The following is an 18,288-nucleotide window of genomic DNA, read 5'->3' as shown; positions in this document are numbered from 1 at the left end:
ATTATTGATGATTGTAAAAGGAATATATCGTGTCGCAAGCTCAACCGTCTGCCTTAACAAAGCGTCAAAACTCTGCACTCAAAAACCTTACTATCATGGGTTATTTAGAAGGTACATCTTTTCTATTGTTACTTGGTATCGCGATGCCACTCAAATATATGTTCGATATTCCAGAAGCGGTGAGCTATGTCGGTCCAGTGCATGGGGTATTATTCGTTGCTTATGTCATGGTGCTAATTATTACCGCGAGCAGAATAAAAATGCCGCTTTGGGCGCTACCTGCAGGTGTGCTCGGCTCGTTTTTACCATTTGGGCCATTTATATTTGATCATTTATTAAAGAAGAGTTTGAGAAAGTAGTTTCAAGAAAAATTCAATATCAGTAACGATATATGGCTGAATGCGGCTAACTATAATGCCATTCTATTCGCCTGCTGTATCTATCACTATTCTAGGATTACGTGCTCGTATTTCTTGATAAAAACTTGCTCTATCTTTCGGTGATATCAATACTTCTTTGTTCCGATATTCTATTTTAATTCTATCCAGTGATAGTGCTGGCGCAGAACTCATACTTCGAGTCGGCGTAATATAGGTGATATCTGCAATCTCAATTTTTTGAACAGAGAACCCACTATCTACTTGTAGTTGGTCATTCGTTAATATGTACTTAGTACCGAAAAAAGGGATGAGCATTAGTGCTGCAAAAGGTATGAGAATAACCGTCATTAATATAGTTTATATGAGGGATTTGTGAGCACCTCGCTTCCACTGCCATAATGGAACAAACACAGTAAATAAACTCAAACTCCAAAGTAACAGTGCGAGCCAGAAGTCTACTTTAGATACGAATATAATGTCTGGCATAAATAATACTTGGCGACTATTAGGTTAAATTCGATTCTATATTAAGCGATACCTCTTATCTAATATCTCTAGCATTTTTTCTTAAAAATTTTTGCGATACAGCAAAATGCAGTTCTAGAAATAGATAGCTGCAAACCCATCCTTTTCTCGTTACAATACCCTTATTAAAGTGCGTCATGATGTACATGCTGCCTAACTGGGCTGCGCACTACCTTTTACCTATCTATTATCCGAGAATCTCATGAGCCATAGACCACCTGCTGACCTACTAAAAAACGCCGAACACTGGCGCGAAGACATTAACTTTCGCCAAGAAGTGCTGGGTAAGCCGTTTGATTTTGCGACCACATGGGGCATTTTTTCACCGCAAAAGCTCGATGACGGTAGTTTGATGCTGCTTGATTATGTGGATTTTGAGCAAGATGATGACTCGATCGATTTGGGCTGTGGTTATGGCGTACTTGGTATGACGGCAGCACGTGAATGTCCAAATGGTCAGCATACGCTGATTGATAAAGACTTTATGGCGGTAGAATACGCACGTCGTAACTGTGAGAAAAATGGTCTAAACAATGTCGATGTGCATTTATCAAATGGCTTTAATCATGTGGCAAAAGACAAAGACTTTAGCCTTGTGATGTCAAACTTGCCAGCTAAAGTGGGTAAAGAGCAGCATTATTTATACTTCCTCGATGCCTATGCACGCATGCGTAAAGGTGGCCGTTTTTATGTCGTGACCATCAATGGCCTACGCCAATTTGTGAAACGCTCATTTACCGAAGTTTTTGGCAATAGCGATAAAATCAAACAAGGTAAAACCTATACGATTACGATGGCGACCAAAGACTAGTTTTAGCTTTGCCTGATTGAGTTTCAGTCATTTAAACTAAAATTGACATCGACATAAAAAAGCACGCTAAATCTGATTTAGCGTGCTTTTTATTTTGTATGATTAACTATCATCTTACATCTGACGTTTTATCAAATATCCGCCTAATAGCGCGCTGCCGATAATCGGCAATAGCACCATGAGCATTGGTGAAAAGCCTGTCGCCAGCGATACAAATCCGACTAAGTCTTGAATATAGCTAAATAGTAGACCAAACAACAATGCCACGACGATACGCAAGCCTAAGCTGTGCGTCCGTAGCGAGCCAAAGACAAACGAGCAAGCGACAATCACTAGCGACAATATCGATAATGGCGATAGTAGCTTTTGCCAAAAGGCCACTTCATGATCTAAAGAGCGATTGCCCTGTTGGCGCATAAACGTGCGATGCTCATACAGCTGCGTCAATGACAAATCCTCTGCCTTACGCGTTAGCAGATACACAGACTCTGGGGCAAAAGGTAAGCTTAACGTATCTGATGGTGAAATAGCTTGGCTACTCTCAAATCCCTGATTGATAGAGAGCTTAACCATATCGTTTAACTGCCACTCGTAGCGATACTGCTCGCTTGGCTTTTCACTGTTCACATCAATTGGTTCACGGCCAGTATACTTTCCACCTTCCGCATGGACAGCAGTTTGCAAATTGCCATTATTATCCAAATGCCAGCGTTTCACCTCGCCAATGTTGCCTGCGACATCAGCATAATCAATATATAAAACGTCGCTACCATCAGGTGTAGCACTGCCATCTTCTGCGGTTTCGAATCGTGGCTGTATCGTCCAGTAGCCGCGTACTGATGTGACCAATGAGGTGCTGTCTTCATCATTAATCTGTTTCGCTAATTGGTTAGAAGACGGTAGGACGAATTGATTGATAGCCAATGCCAATAGTACAAATATGAAAGCAGGCTGTAATACCCAGCCGACGATGCGATAGATACTGACCCCAGCCGCGCGCATGACGACCAGCTCGCTTTTATTGGCCAGCAAACCCAATCCTATGACAGCACCCAATAGCGCACCCGTTGGGGTAAATTGCTCTAAAAAGTAAGGCGAACGATAAAAGATATACTTGAGCGCCTCGCCCATGGTGTAGTTATCATCTAACGAATCAAGCTCTGATAAGTAAGAAAAAATCAGCTGTAATGCCCACAAACCAACGACGGCAGCGATAATAGCCACTAGAGCATTAAGTTTGACATAACGACTAAGGACTTTTAAATTGGCAGGTTTTTTAGCCAATTGATTAGACTTGTCTGACTTAGCAAATAAAGAGCGCATTAAGACTGCCCTCCTTGTGAGCTGTTGTTCTGATTGTCTATGTCGCTAACTGAGTTAGTTGCGGCAGCGGCTAGCCTATTTTCTTGTTTGCGAAAGCGCAATCGATGTTGCACGCGGCTACCCCAATTCATATAAAGCGCCAATGCCATAAATCCTAAGATAAGCCATGCATACGCCCATACGCTGATGCTGTCTTTGCTCACTGCGTTTTTTAGCGAGATGATACCTAATACACAGCTGACAAATAATAAGATAGAAGGAAACAAGCGTAGCCAACGTCCTTGACGCGGACGGACTTGCGCCAGTGGCACGGCCAACATAGGCGCGATAATCATCAGCCATGGTAGCGCCAAACGATAGCCAAGCTCACCTTGTGCAGCACGCATTGCACTATTTGTGCCTGATGGTGAAATACTCGTTGCGGCTTGCCACAATGGTCCAATCTTCTGCGTTTCAATATTGTCTTCGGTGATAACTTCCTGTGAAGACTCAGTCAAGGTGATGCGATAACGATCAAAAGCAACTTGATTATATTTCAGACTGCCTGCACCGACTTCGTAACGACGTCCTTGGAACAGATCCAACTGGGTCACGCCGCTATTGCCAGTATCAACTTGCTCAGCACGCTTAGCCAACGTAATCGTGTCTTTGCTAATGTCCTTCGCACCGCTATTTATAATATCTTTTGGGATATCAGAAATGCCAATTTGTTCGGCTGTTTCACTGTCAATCGTGTTATTCATATCAGTGGCATTAGCATTGACACTTTCAGCAGCACTACCTTTTTTCGCAGGTTCAGATTGGATCAAGATCACATCTTGCAGTTTTTTCTTATCATCGCTGAGACTACCCACGTACAAATGGTAATTACCGCTACTGATAAACTCGTTCGGACGAATCAAATCAAACGCACTGGTCAATGCTTGCTGCTGCCAAACAGCCTCAGACGAGCGTACGCCCCAAGGTTTACCAACGACAGATAGCGCCGCTTCACCAACGAACAATGCCAATATTAACGGTGTCATCAATCGAGCAAGCTTACCTCGAGACACGCCACTAGCATTAATCACTGCCATTTCTTGATCGACATATAAGCGGCCAAATACGAGCATCAAAGCGATAAAGAATGCTAGCGGTAATATCAGCTCTAAAAAGTACGGTAGGTTATACCCAATGATTGTAAACAGTAGGCTGACGTCCAAACGACCTTCAGCAGCGATGCCAAAATAGCGTATCAAACGACCACCAAGCATCATCACTACCAAAAACCCCAACACTAAGGCAGTGGTCGAGGCAACTTGTTGTGTCATGTAGCGGCGTAATATCACAATGGGTACTCTTAAACGGTTGGTATGCGCGCGATTGTTGATGAGCTTATTGAATATTTAGAACGTACGACGACATATCACTAGCATGATATGGGTCATTTAAATACTCAAATAACGGTAAACGTTACTGAGCGACTGGTTAGTCATACTCAATAAACACAAGCAACAGATATAACCGCTAATGCTAGCATGTTTTGCCTAAAAATGGCTGTGAAATGTGTTTGAAAACATTACCTACACCTTGCTGAGAACGCATTATTGACAGTAATTAACGAATATAGCAAATATTGGATAAACAATTGATAAAACCTTAAATTACATCGAATTGATAGCATTTATAGCGTTAAGTTTTTGCTTTATTTATTTTAGAAAGGTTTGTTTGTCATTCGTATCATCGAACATTTATCTCTGTTATTAATTGCTAGACTGACTGATAGAAAAATATACTTATATAGTCAAACGGAGAATAATACTAATGAATAAAACGACCTCTACACCTTCTACCCTACTTGAACTCGCCGGCGGCACATTCGATGCGCTTGACTGGTCAAATAGCGCGCTTGTTCTTATCGACTATCAAAATGAATATGTCGATGGCGCTATGCCATTAGGGGACGCTGGGGCAAAAGCCATCGCCAATGCACACCTAGTACTCGATAAAGCGCGTCAGCAAGATATACCTATCTTCCACATTACCCATCATGGTGCAGAGAATGTCTTTGATCCTTTATCAGCTAACGTTGAGATCGTCGAACAGTTGCAGCCGCAAGATGGCGAAACAGTAATTGCCAAAAAGCATCCGAACGCCTTTTATGATACGCAATTACAATCACTGATTTCAGCAGCAGAAAAAAAGCAGATTATTTTTGCGGGTTTTATGAGTCATATGTGCGTCAGCTCAAGCGTCCGCGCTGCATTTGATTTAGGTTTTGATAGTTTTGTCTGCCATGATGCCTGTGCCACGCGCGATCTACCTAGCGCTACAAGAAAGCCGATAAGCGCTGAAATCATGCATGATACTGCCATGGCCGCACTACAAGACAGATTTGCCGCGATGGTAACGACCGATGAATTGGTCAATGGCTAATATGTTGTCATCATCGAAAAATGATAATGTAACCGCTAAACCATAGCGCAAGTTAGCACAGCATAATAATTCAAACGTATTACCTAAGGCTTGCTAACTGCGCACGATTATCGCAATATGCTACACTACTGTGATTGCTCGATAGACCAAATAATCTAATAATCTGACAGGTATAAGCAGACATACAAATCCTGCAATTTTCATAACTCTAATAAGGATAACTATATGAATATCAAATTATCTCAGCATTTACCAAAGACCCATACGCAGAAAATCCTGAAAAAAGAAGCCAAAAGTAAAGACGATGCTTGTCTGGTTGTTTTGGTCGATGACAAGAAAAATATTCTGGCTGAATCTGTGCTAAGCGAATATACCACTCGTATTGAGCAGCTGATTGAAGTATCACATTTCAAGGGCACTACCTGTGAGACTGTTGCTGACTATGCGCTGGCAGGTGATAAAAAAACCACTAAGCAAAACCCTGTACAACTGCTATTGGTCGGTGTAGGTAACACTGATAAGTTCAACAATACAGTACTGCAAAAAATCGCCAATACCATCTATAGCAGCACACAAAAGCGTGTGTCTTCTATCACTGTCGCCTTGGGTGATGCACTAGAAGAAAATCATTTTGGTCAATTTGCCCTTAATCTACTGGCAGCAAGCTACCGCTTTGACAAGTATAAGTCTGAGCAAGCAAGTCCTGTATTGACTGATGTTTATCTATTAGCGGATGAGTCACTACAGCCTGCACTTGCCTTCGCTCAGTCAGTATTTGCTGGTCAGAGCCTCACTCGTGATGTGGCCAATGAGCCTGGCAATATTTGCTTCCCAGCTTATATGGCTGAACAAGCTCAAGAACTTGCGAAAACTTACCCTGACCTATTAACCGTGAAGGTACTAGGTGAGGACGAGATGTCAGCGCTAGGTATGCATTGCTTCTTGGCCGTTGCACAAGGCTCTACCAAAGAAGGTAAGCTGGTACTCATGGAATACCGTGGTAAATCAGAATTTAGTTCAAATGCAGGCACTATCGAGCAAACCACTAGCAACGCAAAAGTGAGTGGTCTAAAGGCATTGGCCGATAAACTACCAACCAAAAAGTCAGCTAAAAATGCAAGCAAAAATAGCAATGACAATGCACAAGCGACCAATGACGACGCACCTATCGTATTAGTCGGTAAAGGCGTGACCTTTGATTCAGGCGGTATCTCAATTAAGCCAGGTGCGGCGATGGATGAGATGAAGTTTGATATGGGTGGTTCGGCGTCAGTACTTGGTACAATCAAAGCCTTATGTGAAGCGCGTCTACCAATCAACGTCGTTGGTGCGCTAGCCTGTGCTGAAAACATGCCATCAGGTGATGCAACGCGTCCAGGCGATATCGTCAAAGCGATGAATGGTAAATCAGTTGAAATCTTGAATACTGATGCTGAAGGTCGTTTAGTACTAGCAGATACCTTGTGCTACGTGCAGCGTTATCAGCCAAAAGCCATCATCGATGTTGCCACCTTGACTGGCGCTTGTGTGGTTGCACTAGGCCATGTGCGTTCAGCCGTATTTAGTAATGATGAAGACGTCCTGTTTGATTTAGAAAATGCCAGCAACCTATCAGGCGATCTTATCTGGCATATGCCTTTAGATGACGAATATCAAGCTCAGCTTGATTCACCAATCGCTGATATGCAAAACATCGGTGGTAAAGGTGCTGGTGCGGTAACTGCCGCCTGCTTCTTATCGCGTTTCATTGAAGAAGGTCAAGCATGGGCGCATTTAGACATCGCTGGTACTGCATGGAACTCAGGTAAAGACAAAGCAGCCACTGGACGTCCTGTACCATTGTTTATGCAATATCTAAAAAACAGCGCAGAGATGGCTTAATCCATTTATGAAAATTAGTTTTTATGTATTAAGTGAGAGTAAGGCCCAAGATTTCTTGGGCTTTATTTGTCAGCTGACTCAGACGGCGCTTAACAAAAGCGCTCAGTCTTTGCTGATTTTAATTGAAGATGAGACATTACTATCAAATCTAGATACGGCACTTTGGTCACAGGACTCCACGAGTTTTATACCGCATCAATGTCTTTCTGATACTGACCATAAAAGTACCAATGATAGAGGTACTGATGATAGTAATATTGCTACTCATAAATCATTAGCACCTGTACTGCTAGGCAATCATATGCCAGCTGATTTTAATGGTATCGTGCTCAATACGACGACACGTCCCGTCAACAATTTTATGGCTGCTACTAATAATTCAAAACCCTCCCGAGTCCTTGAGTTGATCCGACCTGATGCTACAAGTACCAAAGAAGGTCGCAATAAATATAAAGCCTACCAGCAATTAGGTTACGAGCTGACCCACTTTAAAGTGTAGCTCTGCCGTTTATTTCCCTCTTACCTTTTTCTATTTTTGCAGCAAAATCTCTTCCTACATTGTATATCACTGCCTATATCGCTGCTTTTACTTTCCTATAAATGAGGTATTCTGAGTAGCTAGCCCTTGCCTATAAGTGCTGCATCCTTTTTTATACTAATTATATAACTCTGCTATCCCTCCATTTGCGCACAGTATCCACTGCTATGAGCGGTATGCGAATATGTCAAAAAATGCTACCATCCTTCGATAAATTTTCTGTTGTGACAATTCACTTACTTTTAACGGACTTGAGGGTGTACAGATGCGTTCATTAATTGCAATGTATCAGCGTATAGGGCTGGTGCCGCTTATTATTATTGGTTTGGTGTTAGGGGTACTGATTGGTTGGCTAGCGCCAAGTATCGGCACCGCCATAGGGTTGCTCGGTACACTCTTTGTCGGCGCACTAAAAGCAGTCGCTCCCATCCTAGTATTTATTCTGGTTATGGCAGCCATTAGTCAACATCGCAGTGGCAATGAAGTCTACGTAAAGCCGGTGCTTATCATGTACATGTTCGGCACTTTTTTGGCAGCACTAACGGCAGTCGGTGCCAGCTTTTTATTCCCGACTGAGCTGGTCTTGATCAACGCCGACATCGCGCAAGTACCACCTGCTGACCTAAAAGAAGTCTTGACGAACTTGCTCATGAACTTGGTCGCCAACCCGATCAATGCAATCGCTGAAGCCAATTACATTGGTATCTTAGCATGGGCAATTATTATTGGTTTTGCCTTGCGCCAAGCAAGTGATACTGCTCGAAATGTTGTCAGTGATTTCGCTGATGCCATCTCACAAGTGGTTAAATGGATTATTGCTTTAGCCCCATTTGGTATCTTAGGCCTAGTCGCTAGCACGGTTGCTGAAACAGGCTTTGCTTCTTTGGCAGGCTATGCACGTATCTTAATGGTATTGATCAGCTGCATGTTATTCATTGCGTTGGTCGCCAATCCGCTTATCGTCCTTATTAAAACAGGTAAAAATCCTTATCCGCTCGTGTTCAGATGTCTGCGCGAATCAGGAATTACTGCCTTCTTTACGCGCAGTTCAGCGGCCAATATTCCAGTCAATATGAACCTTGCCCGTAAACTTGGATTGCATGAAGACACTTATTCAGTGACCATTCCACTAGGTGCCACTATCAATATGGCAGGTGCTGCGATTACCATTAACGTCTTAACGCTTGCTGCTGCTCACACGTTGGGTATCGAAGTGACGTTTGCATCAGCGCTGCTACTCAGTCTGGTTGCTACGATTAGTGCTTGCGGTGCTTCTGGTGTTGCTGGTGGTTCGTTGCTATTGATTCCACTCGCTGCTAGCTTATTTAGCATTCCAAATGATATCGCGATGCAAGTAGTTGCGATTGGCTTCATCATCGGTGTGATTCAGGATTCAGCTGAGACTGCCTTGAACTCTTCTACTGATGTATTGTTTACAGCAGCAGCTGATCCGACGTATTCGCGTTAATTTCTGCTGAAGTGTTTTATATAGATATCAAAAAGGGCCTTTATAAGGCCCTTTTTTTACGTGTTCTCTTGATTGCTCGATTACTTTAAATTGTCTATATCAACTTCGATGACTGGTGTTTGCTGCTCTATCTGACGTTTAAGTTGGCGCAGTTGCTCAACCTCATCTAACAGCTCAAGTATCAAACCAATTGCTGGTACGCTGGCTTCAAAATCACGACTCAATCGCGATGCACGGCGCACTGTCGTCAGCTGATAACCAGTAAATTTTTCATGCTCTGGTACATCATATTCAATGATATTTTCTTCGATTAATTCGATGACCCATTGGCGCTCTTGGCCACAGGCAGAGACCAGTTCATCTAAGCTCATGATGATGTCTGTAAATTCAGTCGAGTGGTTCATAGCTATTATCCTCGTTTTCTCTTTATTTCATCGGTATCGTATTCATCTCTGCTATTCGTTTATTACTTCAGTAATAAGTAATGGTTATTCATAATCTTGTTTAACGACTAATATTGGTATCAGCAAAGGCTTGTTTTAGCTGCTCATAAGCCTGTATCGACGCATCACTACTGACATCAGGATTGACGATATTTAGAGTTAGATACAAGTCACCTGCTTGCTTAGCAGGGATACCTTTTCCTTTAAGACGTAAATTGCTACCGGACTTGCTGTTCTTAGGAATAGTCACACCAAGCGTGCCCGCTGGCGTACTGACATTGATTTTTTCACCCAATGCCGCTTCCCACGGTGCAATATTCACAGTTTGATAAACGTCTGCGCCTTCTATACGAATATTGGCATCATGACGAATTTTAACCTTCAAAAACAAATCGCCATTTTTACCATTACTGCTACCAGCAGCACCTTGCCCTGCCAAACGTATTTGCTTACCGTCAGTGATGCCTTTAGGGATTTTTATCTTAAGGGTTTTGTTATCGTAGTCGACATTACCATTGGGCTGACGAACAGGGACGTTTAGCTTAATGCTGTAGTCGTCGCCACTATAGACTGAAGACAAATCAACGGTAATCTCAGCATGCTGATCCTGACCTTTGCTGTCTTGCGTCCCAAAGCCACCACCAAATTGATCAAAGCCGCTGCTTTGAGAGCGACCACCCGTCTGCCCACCAGCTGACCCACGTGCGCCGCGACCAAATGCTGAAAAAATGTCATCGAAGCGAAAACCACCATCACCAAAGGCCTCACCGTCACCAAACTGATCTTTGATATCTTCCCAGCGAAACCCACCTTGACCCGCACCAGTTTGCCCACTGCCACCAAACCCACTTGATCTACTTTGACCTGCGAACGGATTATTGAGCATAGCATCATATTCAGCGCGCTTTTCTTTATCTCTGATCGTTTCGTAAGCGTTGTTTATTTCTGCAATTTTATTATCAGCGTCTGGATGATCACTGACATCGGGATGATACTGACGAACAAGCTTGCGGTATTTTTTTTTGATATCAGCGTCTGAGGCGTCTTTTTTGACCCCTAAAATGTCATAGTAGTTTTTCTCTGCCATGTTATTTTCCCCAAAATAAAAACATATTAGTGGTATCAGTCTGCCAATTTCAAACGATACGGTATAAATAGCTACTAGACTTTGCTATAGCAATTTTTGTAGCCTACTTATCATCATAACAATAATTACAACAAACACCGTTATATAAATATTACCAGTAGCTATGCCAAGCGATAGCAGCATCTATCGTATCTGAATCACCTAACACTACGCTATTATCGGCCATCACAGTGTCTGAGTACGTTATTATAAGTCTGGCATCGTTATTCTTTGATAGCTGCTGGCGTGATATTAATTTTTTTCTAGTACGTACTAAATTTTTAGAATAAAAAAGAGCAAACAGTAACTGTTTGCTCTTTTTTTATTCTAAAGGCCTGATAATAGATCGCTCAGTTGTTCGTCACTTAACGATAAAGTGATATTTTACGATGTATTAGTCGCTGTTTTTAGCGGCAGAAAACTTTAGCAGTACGAGGTGTATAAATACCGAAAGTCACTAGACCTAGCGCGATGTCTTTAGCCTCTTGCACAGTTTGAACTTTAGCTACATTTTGTGCACCACCACATACTTCGGCAGCATTTACAGTCTGTTCTTGTCCAATGCCACCGATAAAGAAAGTTTGTGATTTAGTATATTCTGGGGTGATTTTTTGGGTTGGTTGAATTAAACCAGTTTGAGTAGCACAACCTGATGCCAAAAATACCGAACCCATCACTGCTGTTATTAGTAATTTTTTCATTATTATTCCTTACTTACAGTAAACACTGATTTGACGAGGGGTATAAATGCCATTAGAAATGGTACCTAGTACAATGTTGATAAAGTTGGACTTAGTCTGAATGCTGGCCACATTTTGCTGACCTTGGCAGACTGCAGCTGCATCAATTTCCTTCTCTTGACCGAGGCCGCTTACAAAAAACGTCTGCATCTTTTCAGCGTTCGGTTGTACCGAAGTACTTGGCGCCTCTGATGAAGACAACAGATAATTTTGGGTCGCACATCCTGATGTCAGGATAGCGAGTAGCGCTACAGCAACTATCTTATTCATATATGGTCTCATTAACTGATATTTGTTTGGTGCGAATAATACTGTCAAACTATCTGCAATGCAACACATTTGTAAGCTAATTTTTTCTTATCTATTTTATTGGTAACTTAGAACTTATTTGCGAACATTAAATATATTTAAACAAATAAAAATCGTCTCTTTAATTCAGTTATAAGCGCAGTTTTCTACTATCTCGTTATGTTATATACAATATGCTGGAACTAGTACCATCACTTTAGAATATTGCTTACAAACCTTATCTATCTTGCGATGCGATAAAACTCCGCTGCTATGAATCTACAACCAAGTTTATTCTTCACTACAATAAGTTGAAGCATTACGATCGCAATCGCATCAAACATAGTTTTTTAAGTTGAAACGTCATTAAAAAATAATAGAAAAATAGTTTTCAGGTGATGTGATCAATACTGTCATGAAGATATCTAATATAATTTATAGAATAAAGTTCAACAATATTGTCTTTACAAAATAGTAATAATATAGCAAGGTTTTTTTACATTATATTATCTATTACTATTTGAGCTTTCATAACGATAATTATGCTATATCGATAGATTTGGTCTTTATATATTACCTATTTATATTGTATTAATGGCTTTCCAATATTTTGTCGGCTTCTTTATGAGAATCACTCTTTATAAGTCTAATTTTAGTACCTATATCATCATTATTCTTGCTAAAAAATAGCTATTTTTCCTTAAAAAACAGCTATTTGACCTCATGAGTTTTTTACACGGCAGTAATAATATGACAAGCTAGCTCTTGTAGAATCCCCTATTATTCATACTCATAGGGAGTATAGATAACGTAGGCAAGAGCATCTGTCTATTTTATTAATTGCTTAAAGGTATTAAATGTCTTATTTAATCAAGTCTTTGGTTGTCACTTTATCGCTACTACTTAGCACCACAGTTTTCGCTGCCAATACCAGTTACTACGGTAGTAAGTTTCATGGCAAGCGCACAGCGAGTGGCAGCATCTTCAACATGAACTCTTTAACCGCTGCACATCGCACGTTACCGTTCGGCACGAAGGTACAAGTAACCAATCAAAAGACAAAGCAGAGCGTCGTTGTAAAAATTACGGACAGAGGACCTTTTATTAGAGGTCGTATCCTTGATTTATCAAAAGCCGCTGCTGGTGAAATAAACTGTCAGCTTTGTACGACTACGATGGAAATACTGTCGTACGGCGATGGCAAATATCGTAAGGAATAATGTAATAAAAAAGGGATGGCTTATGCCATCCCTTTTTTATGTCTGCTTATATAACTAACTATCTAGAACGCTTTATGCGAACTTAGCTTCCATCTCTTCTAAAGTCGTCATTGATAGTAGTAACTTTTCTTCATTATCACTATGCTGCTGCTGTAGCGCTGTTTGCTCATTGAGTAATACAAGCAAGTCAGACTTACGGCTCTCTTCGTACAACTCCGTATCAGCCAGTTTTTCTTCAAGCGTCACAAGCTGCTTATCAATCTTAGCCAGTGTCTTTTCTGTTTCCTCTATCTCACGGCGGATAGGTGCTGTCATTTTACGCTGTTCAGCGGCTAGCTTACGCTGCTCTTCTTTACTAAGTGCAGGTGTAGCAGCTTTACTGTTTGATGAGTTATCAGATGATTTGTTGTTTACTTGACTATTATCTGTTTCACGTGAAACAAACTTCTTACTCTCTTTTTTGCTTTTTTTCTTACCGGTATTTTTATCTGATGCGTTCTCTTGCTTACGCTTCTCTGCTAGCCATTTACCATAGTCGCCAATGTCACCATCGAATTCTTCGATGATGCCATCATGTACCAGATACAGCTCATCACAGACATTGGCAATCAATTCTCGATCATGCGAGACCAGTACCACTGCGCCCTTAAAACCTTGCAAGGCGATAGTCAATGCTTGACGCATTTGTAAGTCTAAATGGTTGGTTGGCTCATCGAGTACAAGAACGTTTGGACGTTGCCAAACAATCAATGCTAGTGTCAGACGTGCACGCTCACCACCTGAGAATAGCTCACTTGGGGTGTCAATACGCTCACCGCGGAAGTCAAAGCTACCCAAGAATGAACGTAGCATCGCATCGGAGGTTTTGCCTGCTAGGCGACGTAACATCTCTATAGGCGTTGCTTTGGCATCTAGGATATCCATCTGATGCTGATTGAAATAACCTAGCTTTAGGGTATCCGAAACACGATACTTCCCTGTTAATACACCAAGCTCACCGACTAAGGCTTTAATCAACGTTGATTTACCAGCGCCGTTCATACCTAATAAGCCAAGACGGGTATCAGGGGTAACCTGTACATTGGCATTGTGTAGAAGCGGTGTCTCACTATAGCCAATATCTGCGTTGGTTAGCTCAATCAGCGGTGAGCTCATATTTGCTGGCTCATAGAACTGAAACGAGAAAGGGTTGTCAGCCATCATTGGTGATAGCTCTGCCATACGCTCTAACTGCTTAATACGGCTCTGTGCTTGCTTGGCTTTACTGGCTTTAGCACGGAAACGACGAATAAAATCATCCAAGTGAGCCTTGGTCGCTTCTTGCTTTTCAAACGCTTGCTGCTGCTGCGCCATACGCTCGTGACGGGTACGAATAAACTGCTGATAGTTACCGGTATAAAGGGTGATTTTTTGTTGCTCTACATGCAGGATATGACCGACGGTTGCATCTAGAAATGCCTGATCATGCGAGATGACGATGACCAGACCCATATAGGCATTGATCCATGTCTCAAGCCACAAGATAGCGTCCAAGTCCAAATGGTTGGTTGGCTCATCGAGTAACATCAAATCAGCACGGCTCATCAAGGTTTTGGCGAGGTTTAAGCGCATACGCCAACCACCAGAAAACCCTTCTACGGGCAGTTCATGCTGGCTAGTCTTAAAACCCAGACCTGCCATAATTTGTGCTGCTTTGGTTGGCGTACGATATCCGTCGATTTCATCGAACTGCTGGTGTAGCACACCAATTTGCTCATCACTAACGCTGCTTAAATCATTTAGCGCAGCATTAATTTCATACCACTGCTCATCACCGCTCAATACATAATCGATTGCAGACTGCGTCGTAGCACCAACTTCCTGCGCCATGTGCGCCACATGCCAGCTATCAGGAATACTGACTTCACCTTTATCAAGGGTGACCTCTGTATCGCCTGTACCCATCTGCGTCAGTAATAGCGCAAATAACGTAGATTTGCCTGTGCCGTTGTTGCCCGTCAGTCCAACTTTGTGACCTGGATGGAGCTGAAAGCTTGCACCTGCAAACAATTCACGACCATCACGGCGAACACCAACGTCTTTAAATTCGATCATATAATTTCTTCATCTCAACAATAATATAGATATAGGGCAATAAGAAACACACATAAGGTATGCCAACTGGCGGCTATTATTTCAAACGCTTGCTCCATAGGCAAACAATTAAATAACTATTTCAAAACTAAGTATTTATTACGCCAAACACCTTAAGTTGCACAAGCGACTCTTGAGCTCATACATGGTTGTTACTATTATAAAGGTTATGGCCGTAAAATACCGTAATATGACTAATAAGCTTTAAGACTGCCTAATATTACTAAGTAGGGTTTTATATAGTCACACGCTATTATTTTTTAGTCTGGTTATTGATTTAGCCCATTGACGCAGTTATTTTAAAAAACACAATATCAAAAATGGAGCACTGCTATTTATTAGTAAAATTCAGTAGTTGCATCACTCTTGACAAACGAATCAGCACCCCCATTATGATATACTGCTAAAAGATAAGTGCCCACTATCAATAGAGCCAATAAATATTGTGGTGGCACAAATAATATTTTGAAATTGTACAAACAGCTTATAATGCACCAATAGCTTTGCCATAATGACAGCACCCAATTAAATCAAACGCCGTGCGTATCTTTATTTGCAAGTACCCTATTGCAAACCCAAACAGGACGACGACCGCATTTGATCCTAGCAACTGAGGTAGATATGAACGAATCAGCCAACCAATTTAGTCCAAGCTCAAGCCAGCCAGTAGACCCAACCGTATTAAGCCTAACTGATAGTGCGGCGCAAAAAGTACGCCGTCTACGCGAAGAAGAAGGCGATAGTGATCTTATGTTACGTGTCTATGTGACGGGTGGCGGTTGTTCTGGTTTCTCTTACGGGTTTAACTTTGCCAACGATCTAAACGAAGACGATGCCAATTTTGATAATGGTGATGTGACGTTAGTCGTCGATTCACTAAGCTATCAATACTTGCAAGGCTCTACCGTTGACTATACCGAAGGTCTGGAAGGGGCACGTTTTGTGGTGACCAATCCAAATGCCACGACCACGTGCGGCTGCGGTTCGTCATTCTCTATATAAGCCAAATAGACGCGGTCGCGCTATGGTTATTGAGATAATGCGATAGTGTGCCAATACTATGTCAAATGGCTTGTAGGCATAATGAATAAAGCATCTATCTCTCAGGTAGATGCTTTTTTTATCAAAATGTCTGGCCAGAATAACGCTATATTCGAGATGAATTTGTATTAAAAACAGGGTCAAAATCCTCACAAATCGCTTTGCCTAAAGCTTATCGTATTTGTAATTGTCCGTGGTTTTCAAGACAGCTTTGAGCTAAACTGACGGAATTATTGACCTAACATTTACCTATTTTATGGACAAACGCTTATCGTGTTTTGATCCGCCATAATAAATAACAATAGATGACTATTATGAGTAATTTTGCGAGTAGCTTTGTTAATTTTGAGATCCCTAATTGGTTTGATAGCCAACACTTAACGGGTATGCTCCGCGGTATTGAAAAAGAGGGCCTGCGCGTAAAGCCTGATGGTTTCTTGGCACAGACCCCGCATCCAACCAAACTTGGGTCAAAACTTACCCATCCTTTTATTACTACCGATTACTCAGAAAGTCTGCTTGAGCTCATCACTGAACCAAAATCCTCACCAAAAGAAACCCTCAATATGCTGCGCCAATTGCACGTATTGGTCTATCAGGGCATACCTGAAGGTGAGCTGATGTGGCCATTATCGATGCCTTGCATGTTGTCTTCTAAAGATGAGGATATCCCACTAGCTGATTATGGTAGCTCTAATACGGGTAAGCTAAAAACTCTATATCGTAGTGGCCTTGGTATCCGCTATGGTCGTCGCATGCAGACGATTGCTGGTCTACATTACAACTTGTCTTTTGGTGATACGTTGTTTGAGACTTGGCAAGCCCAAACACCGACTGCACAAAGCCAAACGTTAACAGAGTTCAAAAACGAGAAATACTTAGGGCTGATTCGTAACTTTAAACGTCTGACTAGCCTTGTTTTGTATTTACTGGGTGCTAGTCCAAGCGTATGTCCTTGTTTCTTGGCAGGGCGTGAGCACGATTTAGAATTGCTCAATGATTCGACTTATTACAAACCTGCGGCGACTAGCCTGCGTATGGGTAAGCTTGGCTATACCAATAGCGTGCAAGAGCAGCTTGATATCCGTTATAATTATTTGCCAGAGTATGTCGATGGTCTGCGCCGTGCCATTCAAACACCGCACGAAAGCTTTGCTAAGCTTGGCCTAGAAGACGAAGATGGTAACCCGATCCAAATCAACAATCATATTCTGCAGATAGAAAACGAGTACTACAGCCCTATTCGTCCTAAACAAATCGCAATGAGCGGTGAAACACCAACCGAAGCGCTTGAGCGTCGCGGTATCGCCTATGTCGAGTTCCGCGCTATCGATCTTGACCCATATAGTGACGTAGGTATTCGCCTATCTAGTGCTTGCTTCTTGGAAGTGATGGCTCTGTATTGTCTGTTCAGTGACTCACCAGACCTGCTACCTGAAGAAGAAGATACGCTCGCTATCAATCTCGAGCGTGTGGTCAATGAAGGTCGCCGTGATGACTTGCATATTATCAATAATGGCCAGGAGCAGTCACTCGAAAGCTGGATGCTAACGCATCTAGAACGTATGCAGCCGCTTGCTGCATTGCTTGATGCTCACTATGGTGGTAACGATTACCGCGCGGCTGTAGCATTGATGCAGGGCAAAGCAGGACACTCTGAGTCGACTATCTCTGCACAAGTAAATTCTGACAGTAAACGCTTAGGCAGCTTATGGCAGCTTGGATTTACGTTAGCTCAGCAGCATCGCGAGTCTTTATTACAGCAGACACTTAGTCCAAACACTCAAGCTAAATACGAAGTATTGGCAGAAAAATCTATCTTACAGCAAGCTGAGATTGAGCAGTCTGAAACAGAAGACTTTGCGGAATTTTTACAGCAATATCGCTAAGTTGCTAGTTATTAATTGCTAAGTCCTGACTGTGACATTTTGACTGCTTAATCTTGATTGCTACCCC

The 18,288-nt window shown here is 42.0% G+C and carries 17 protein-coding genes; 9 read left to right on the top strand and 8 right to left on the bottom strand.

The annotated features are described in order from the left end of the window. Positions 1–29 precede the first annotated feature (29 nt). Positions 30–359 (top strand): DUF3817 domain-containing protein, encoded by a 330-nt coding sequence (locus JMX96_RS06190; protein WP_201568130.1) that lies wholly within the window; start codon positions 30–32, stop codon positions 357–359. Between the two features lie 63 nt (positions 360–422). Here the strand turns inward: JMX96_RS06190 and JMX96_RS13735 are convergent, their stop codons facing one another. After that, positions 423–695, bottom strand: coding sequence for a PH domain-containing protein (locus JMX96_RS13735; RefSeq protein ID WP_227676985.1), 273 nt, complete (start codon positions 693–695; stop codon positions 423–425). Positions 696–1,107: 412 nt separating this feature from the next. Here JMX96_RS13735 and JMX96_RS06180 point away from each other — a divergent pair, with 412 nt between their 5' ends. Next, a complete protein-coding gene (locus tag JMX96_RS06180) occupies positions 1,108–1,716 on the top strand; it encodes a class I SAM-dependent methyltransferase (RefSeq protein WP_101204678.1) in 609 nt (202 codons plus the stop codon). A 114-nt stretch (positions 1,717–1,830) separates the two neighbouring features. On the opposite strand, the gene lptG is transcribed toward JMX96_RS06180, so the two are convergent. Both lptG and JMX96_RS06170 read right to left on the bottom strand, forming a co-directional pair. Continuing rightward, the gene (lptG, locus tag JMX96_RS06175) at positions 1,831–3,039 is read right to left on the bottom strand and encodes an LPS export ABC transporter permease LptG (protein ID WP_201568128.1); all 1,209 of its coding nucleotides are present in this window, start codon (positions 3,037–3,039) and stop codon (positions 1,831–1,833) included. Continuing rightward, complete coding sequence (locus JMX96_RS06170) at positions 3,039–4,349, bottom strand: LPS export ABC transporter permease LptF (protein WP_201568127.1); 1,311 nt, start codon at positions 4,347–4,349, stop codon at positions 3,039–3,041. Before JMX96_RS06170 ends, lptG begins: the two co-directional genes overlap by 1 nt. Before the next feature lie 493 nt (positions 4,350–4,842). Between JMX96_RS06170 and JMX96_RS06165 the strand changes: the two genes are divergently transcribed. From JMX96_RS06165 to sstT, 4 genes are all read left to right on the top strand, one after another. Beyond that, positions 4,843–5,454, top strand: coding sequence for a cysteine hydrolase family protein (locus JMX96_RS06165; protein ID WP_201568126.1), 612 nt, complete (start codon positions 4,843–4,845; stop codon positions 5,452–5,454). A 225-nt stretch (positions 5,455–5,679) separates the two neighbouring features. Further along, positions 5,680–7,335 carry a leucyl aminopeptidase gene (locus tag JMX96_RS06160; protein ID WP_201568125.1) on the top strand — a complete coding sequence of 552 codons (1,656 nt, stop codon included), beginning with the start codon at positions 5,680–5,682 and terminating at the stop codon, positions 7,333–7,335. Between the two features lie 7 nt (positions 7,336–7,342). Further along, positions 7,343–7,834 carry a DNA polymerase III subunit chi gene (locus JMX96_RS06155; RefSeq protein WP_201568124.1) on the top strand — a complete coding sequence of 164 codons (492 nt, stop codon included), beginning with the start codon at positions 7,343–7,345 and terminating at the stop codon, positions 7,832–7,834. A 304-nt stretch (positions 7,835–8,138) separates the two neighbouring features. Then, a complete protein-coding gene (gene sstT / locus JMX96_RS06150) occupies positions 8,139–9,341 on the top strand; it encodes a serine/threonine transporter SstT (RefSeq protein WP_201568123.1) in 1,203 nt (400 codons plus the stop codon). An 80-nt stretch (positions 9,342–9,421) separates the two neighbouring features. On the opposite strand, the gene JMX96_RS06145 is transcribed toward sstT, so the two are convergent. From JMX96_RS06145 to JMX96_RS06130, 4 genes are all read right to left on the bottom strand, one after another. Then, positions 9,422–9,745, bottom strand: coding sequence for a chaperone modulator CbpM (locus JMX96_RS06145; protein ID WP_102083164.1), 324 nt, complete (start codon positions 9,743–9,745; stop codon positions 9,422–9,424). 100 nt (positions 9,746–9,845) lie between these two features. Next, positions 9,846–10,871 carry a DnaJ C-terminal domain-containing protein gene (locus JMX96_RS06140; RefSeq protein ID WP_201568122.1) on the bottom strand — a complete coding sequence of 342 codons (1,026 nt, stop codon included), beginning with the start codon at positions 10,869–10,871 and terminating at the stop codon, positions 9,846–9,848. A gap of 446 nt (positions 10,872–11,317) precedes the next feature. Beyond that, positions 11,318–11,611: a Bor family protein gene (locus JMX96_RS06135; RefSeq protein WP_201568121.1), complete on the bottom strand. Its 294-nt coding sequence runs from the start codon at positions 11,609–11,611 to the stop codon at positions 11,318–11,320. Positions 11,612–11,620: 9 nt separating this feature from the next. Then, positions 11,621–11,920 carry a Bor family protein gene (locus JMX96_RS06130; RefSeq protein WP_201568120.1) on the bottom strand — a complete coding sequence of 100 codons (300 nt, stop codon included), beginning with the start codon at positions 11,918–11,920 and terminating at the stop codon, positions 11,621–11,623. Positions 11,921–12,795: 875 nt separating this feature from the next. Between JMX96_RS06130 and JMX96_RS06125 the strand changes: the two genes are divergently transcribed. After that, entirely contained in the window at positions 12,796–13,158 is a 363-nt protein-coding gene (locus tag JMX96_RS06125; RefSeq protein ID WP_057757673.1) for a septal ring lytic transglycosylase RlpA family protein, read from the top strand. Between the two features lie 72 nt (positions 13,159–13,230). Here the strand turns inward: JMX96_RS06125 and JMX96_RS06120 are convergent, their stop codons facing one another. Next, the gene (locus JMX96_RS06120; RefSeq protein WP_201568119.1) at positions 13,231–15,252 is read right to left on the bottom strand and encodes an ATP-binding cassette domain-containing protein; all 2,022 of its coding nucleotides are present in this window, start codon (positions 15,250–15,252) and stop codon (positions 13,231–13,233) included. A 660-nt stretch (positions 15,253–15,912) separates the two neighbouring features. On the opposite strand from JMX96_RS06120, the gene erpA reads away from it, so the two are divergent. Then, on the top strand, positions 15,913–16,293 hold the full coding sequence (gene erpA / locus JMX96_RS06115; protein WP_057757666.1) for an iron-sulfur cluster insertion protein ErpA: 381 nt from the start codon (positions 15,913–15,915) through the stop codon (positions 16,291–16,293). 353 nt (positions 16,294–16,646) lie between these two features. Then, positions 16,647–18,221, top strand: a complete 1,575-nt coding sequence (gene gshA / locus JMX96_RS06110) for a glutamate--cysteine ligase (protein WP_201568118.1) — start codon at positions 16,647–16,649, stop codon at positions 18,219–18,221. Positions 18,222–18,288 lie beyond the last annotated feature (67 nt).

This window comes from Psychrobacter sp. JCM 18900 (genome assembly GCF_904846625.1).
Taxonomy (GTDB): domain Bacteria; phylum Pseudomonadota; class Gammaproteobacteria; order Pseudomonadales; family Moraxellaceae; genus Psychrobacter.
The sequence above is the reverse complement of the archived record's forward strand: the minus strand, read 5'-3'. Positions and strand labels throughout refer to the sequence as shown.

Coding starts and splice junctions, on each gene's coding strand:
- JMX96_RS13735 (WP_227676985.1), bottom strand. CDS start 695: ATGCTCATCCCTTTTTTCGGTACTAAGTACATATTAACGAATGACCAA.
- JMX96_RS06180 (WP_101204678.1), top strand. CDS start 1,108: ATGAGCCATAGACCACCTGCTGACCTACTAAAAAACGCCGAACACTGG.
- lptG (WP_201568128.1), bottom strand. CDS start 3,039: ATGCGCTCTTTATTTGCTAAGTCAGACAAGTCTAATCAATTGGCTAAA.
- JMX96_RS06170 (WP_201568127.1), bottom strand. CDS start 4,349: ATGACACAACAAGTTGCCTCGACCACTGCCTTAGTGTTGGGGTTTTTG.
- JMX96_RS06165 (WP_201568126.1), top strand. CDS start 4,843: ATGAATAAAACGACCTCTACACCTTCTACCCTACTTGAACTCGCCGGC.
- JMX96_RS06160 (WP_201568125.1), top strand. CDS start 5,680: ATGAATATCAAATTATCTCAGCATTTACCAAAGACCCATACGCAGAAA.
- JMX96_RS06155 (WP_201568124.1), top strand. CDS start 7,343: ATGAAAATTAGTTTTTATGTATTAAGTGAGAGTAAGGCCCAAGATTTC.
- sstT (WP_201568123.1), top strand. CDS start 8,139: ATGCGTTCATTAATTGCAATGTATCAGCGTATAGGGCTGGTGCCGCTT.
- JMX96_RS06145 (WP_102083164.1), bottom strand. CDS start 9,745: ATGAACCACTCGACTGAATTTACAGACATCATCATGAGCTTAGATGAA.
- JMX96_RS06140 (WP_201568122.1), bottom strand. CDS start 10,871: ATGGCAGAGAAAAACTACTATGACATTTTAGGGGTCAAAAAAGACGCC.
- JMX96_RS06135 (WP_201568121.1), bottom strand. CDS start 11,611: ATGAAAAAATTACTAATAACAGCAGTGATGGGTTCGGTATTTTTGGCA.
- JMX96_RS06130 (WP_201568120.1), bottom strand. CDS start 11,920: ATGAATAAGATAGTTGCTGTAGCGCTACTCGCTATCCTGACATCAGGA.
- JMX96_RS06125 (WP_057757673.1), top strand. CDS start 12,796: ATGTCTTATTTAATCAAGTCTTTGGTTGTCACTTTATCGCTACTACTT.
- JMX96_RS06120 (WP_201568119.1), bottom strand. CDS start 15,252: ATGATCGAATTTAAAGACGTTGGTGTTCGCCGTGATGGTCGTGAATTG.
- erpA (WP_057757666.1), top strand. CDS start 15,913: ATGAACGAATCAGCCAACCAATTTAGTCCAAGCTCAAGCCAGCCAGTA.
- gshA (WP_201568118.1), top strand. CDS start 16,647: ATGAGTAATTTTGCGAGTAGCTTTGTTAATTTTGAGATCCCTAATTGG.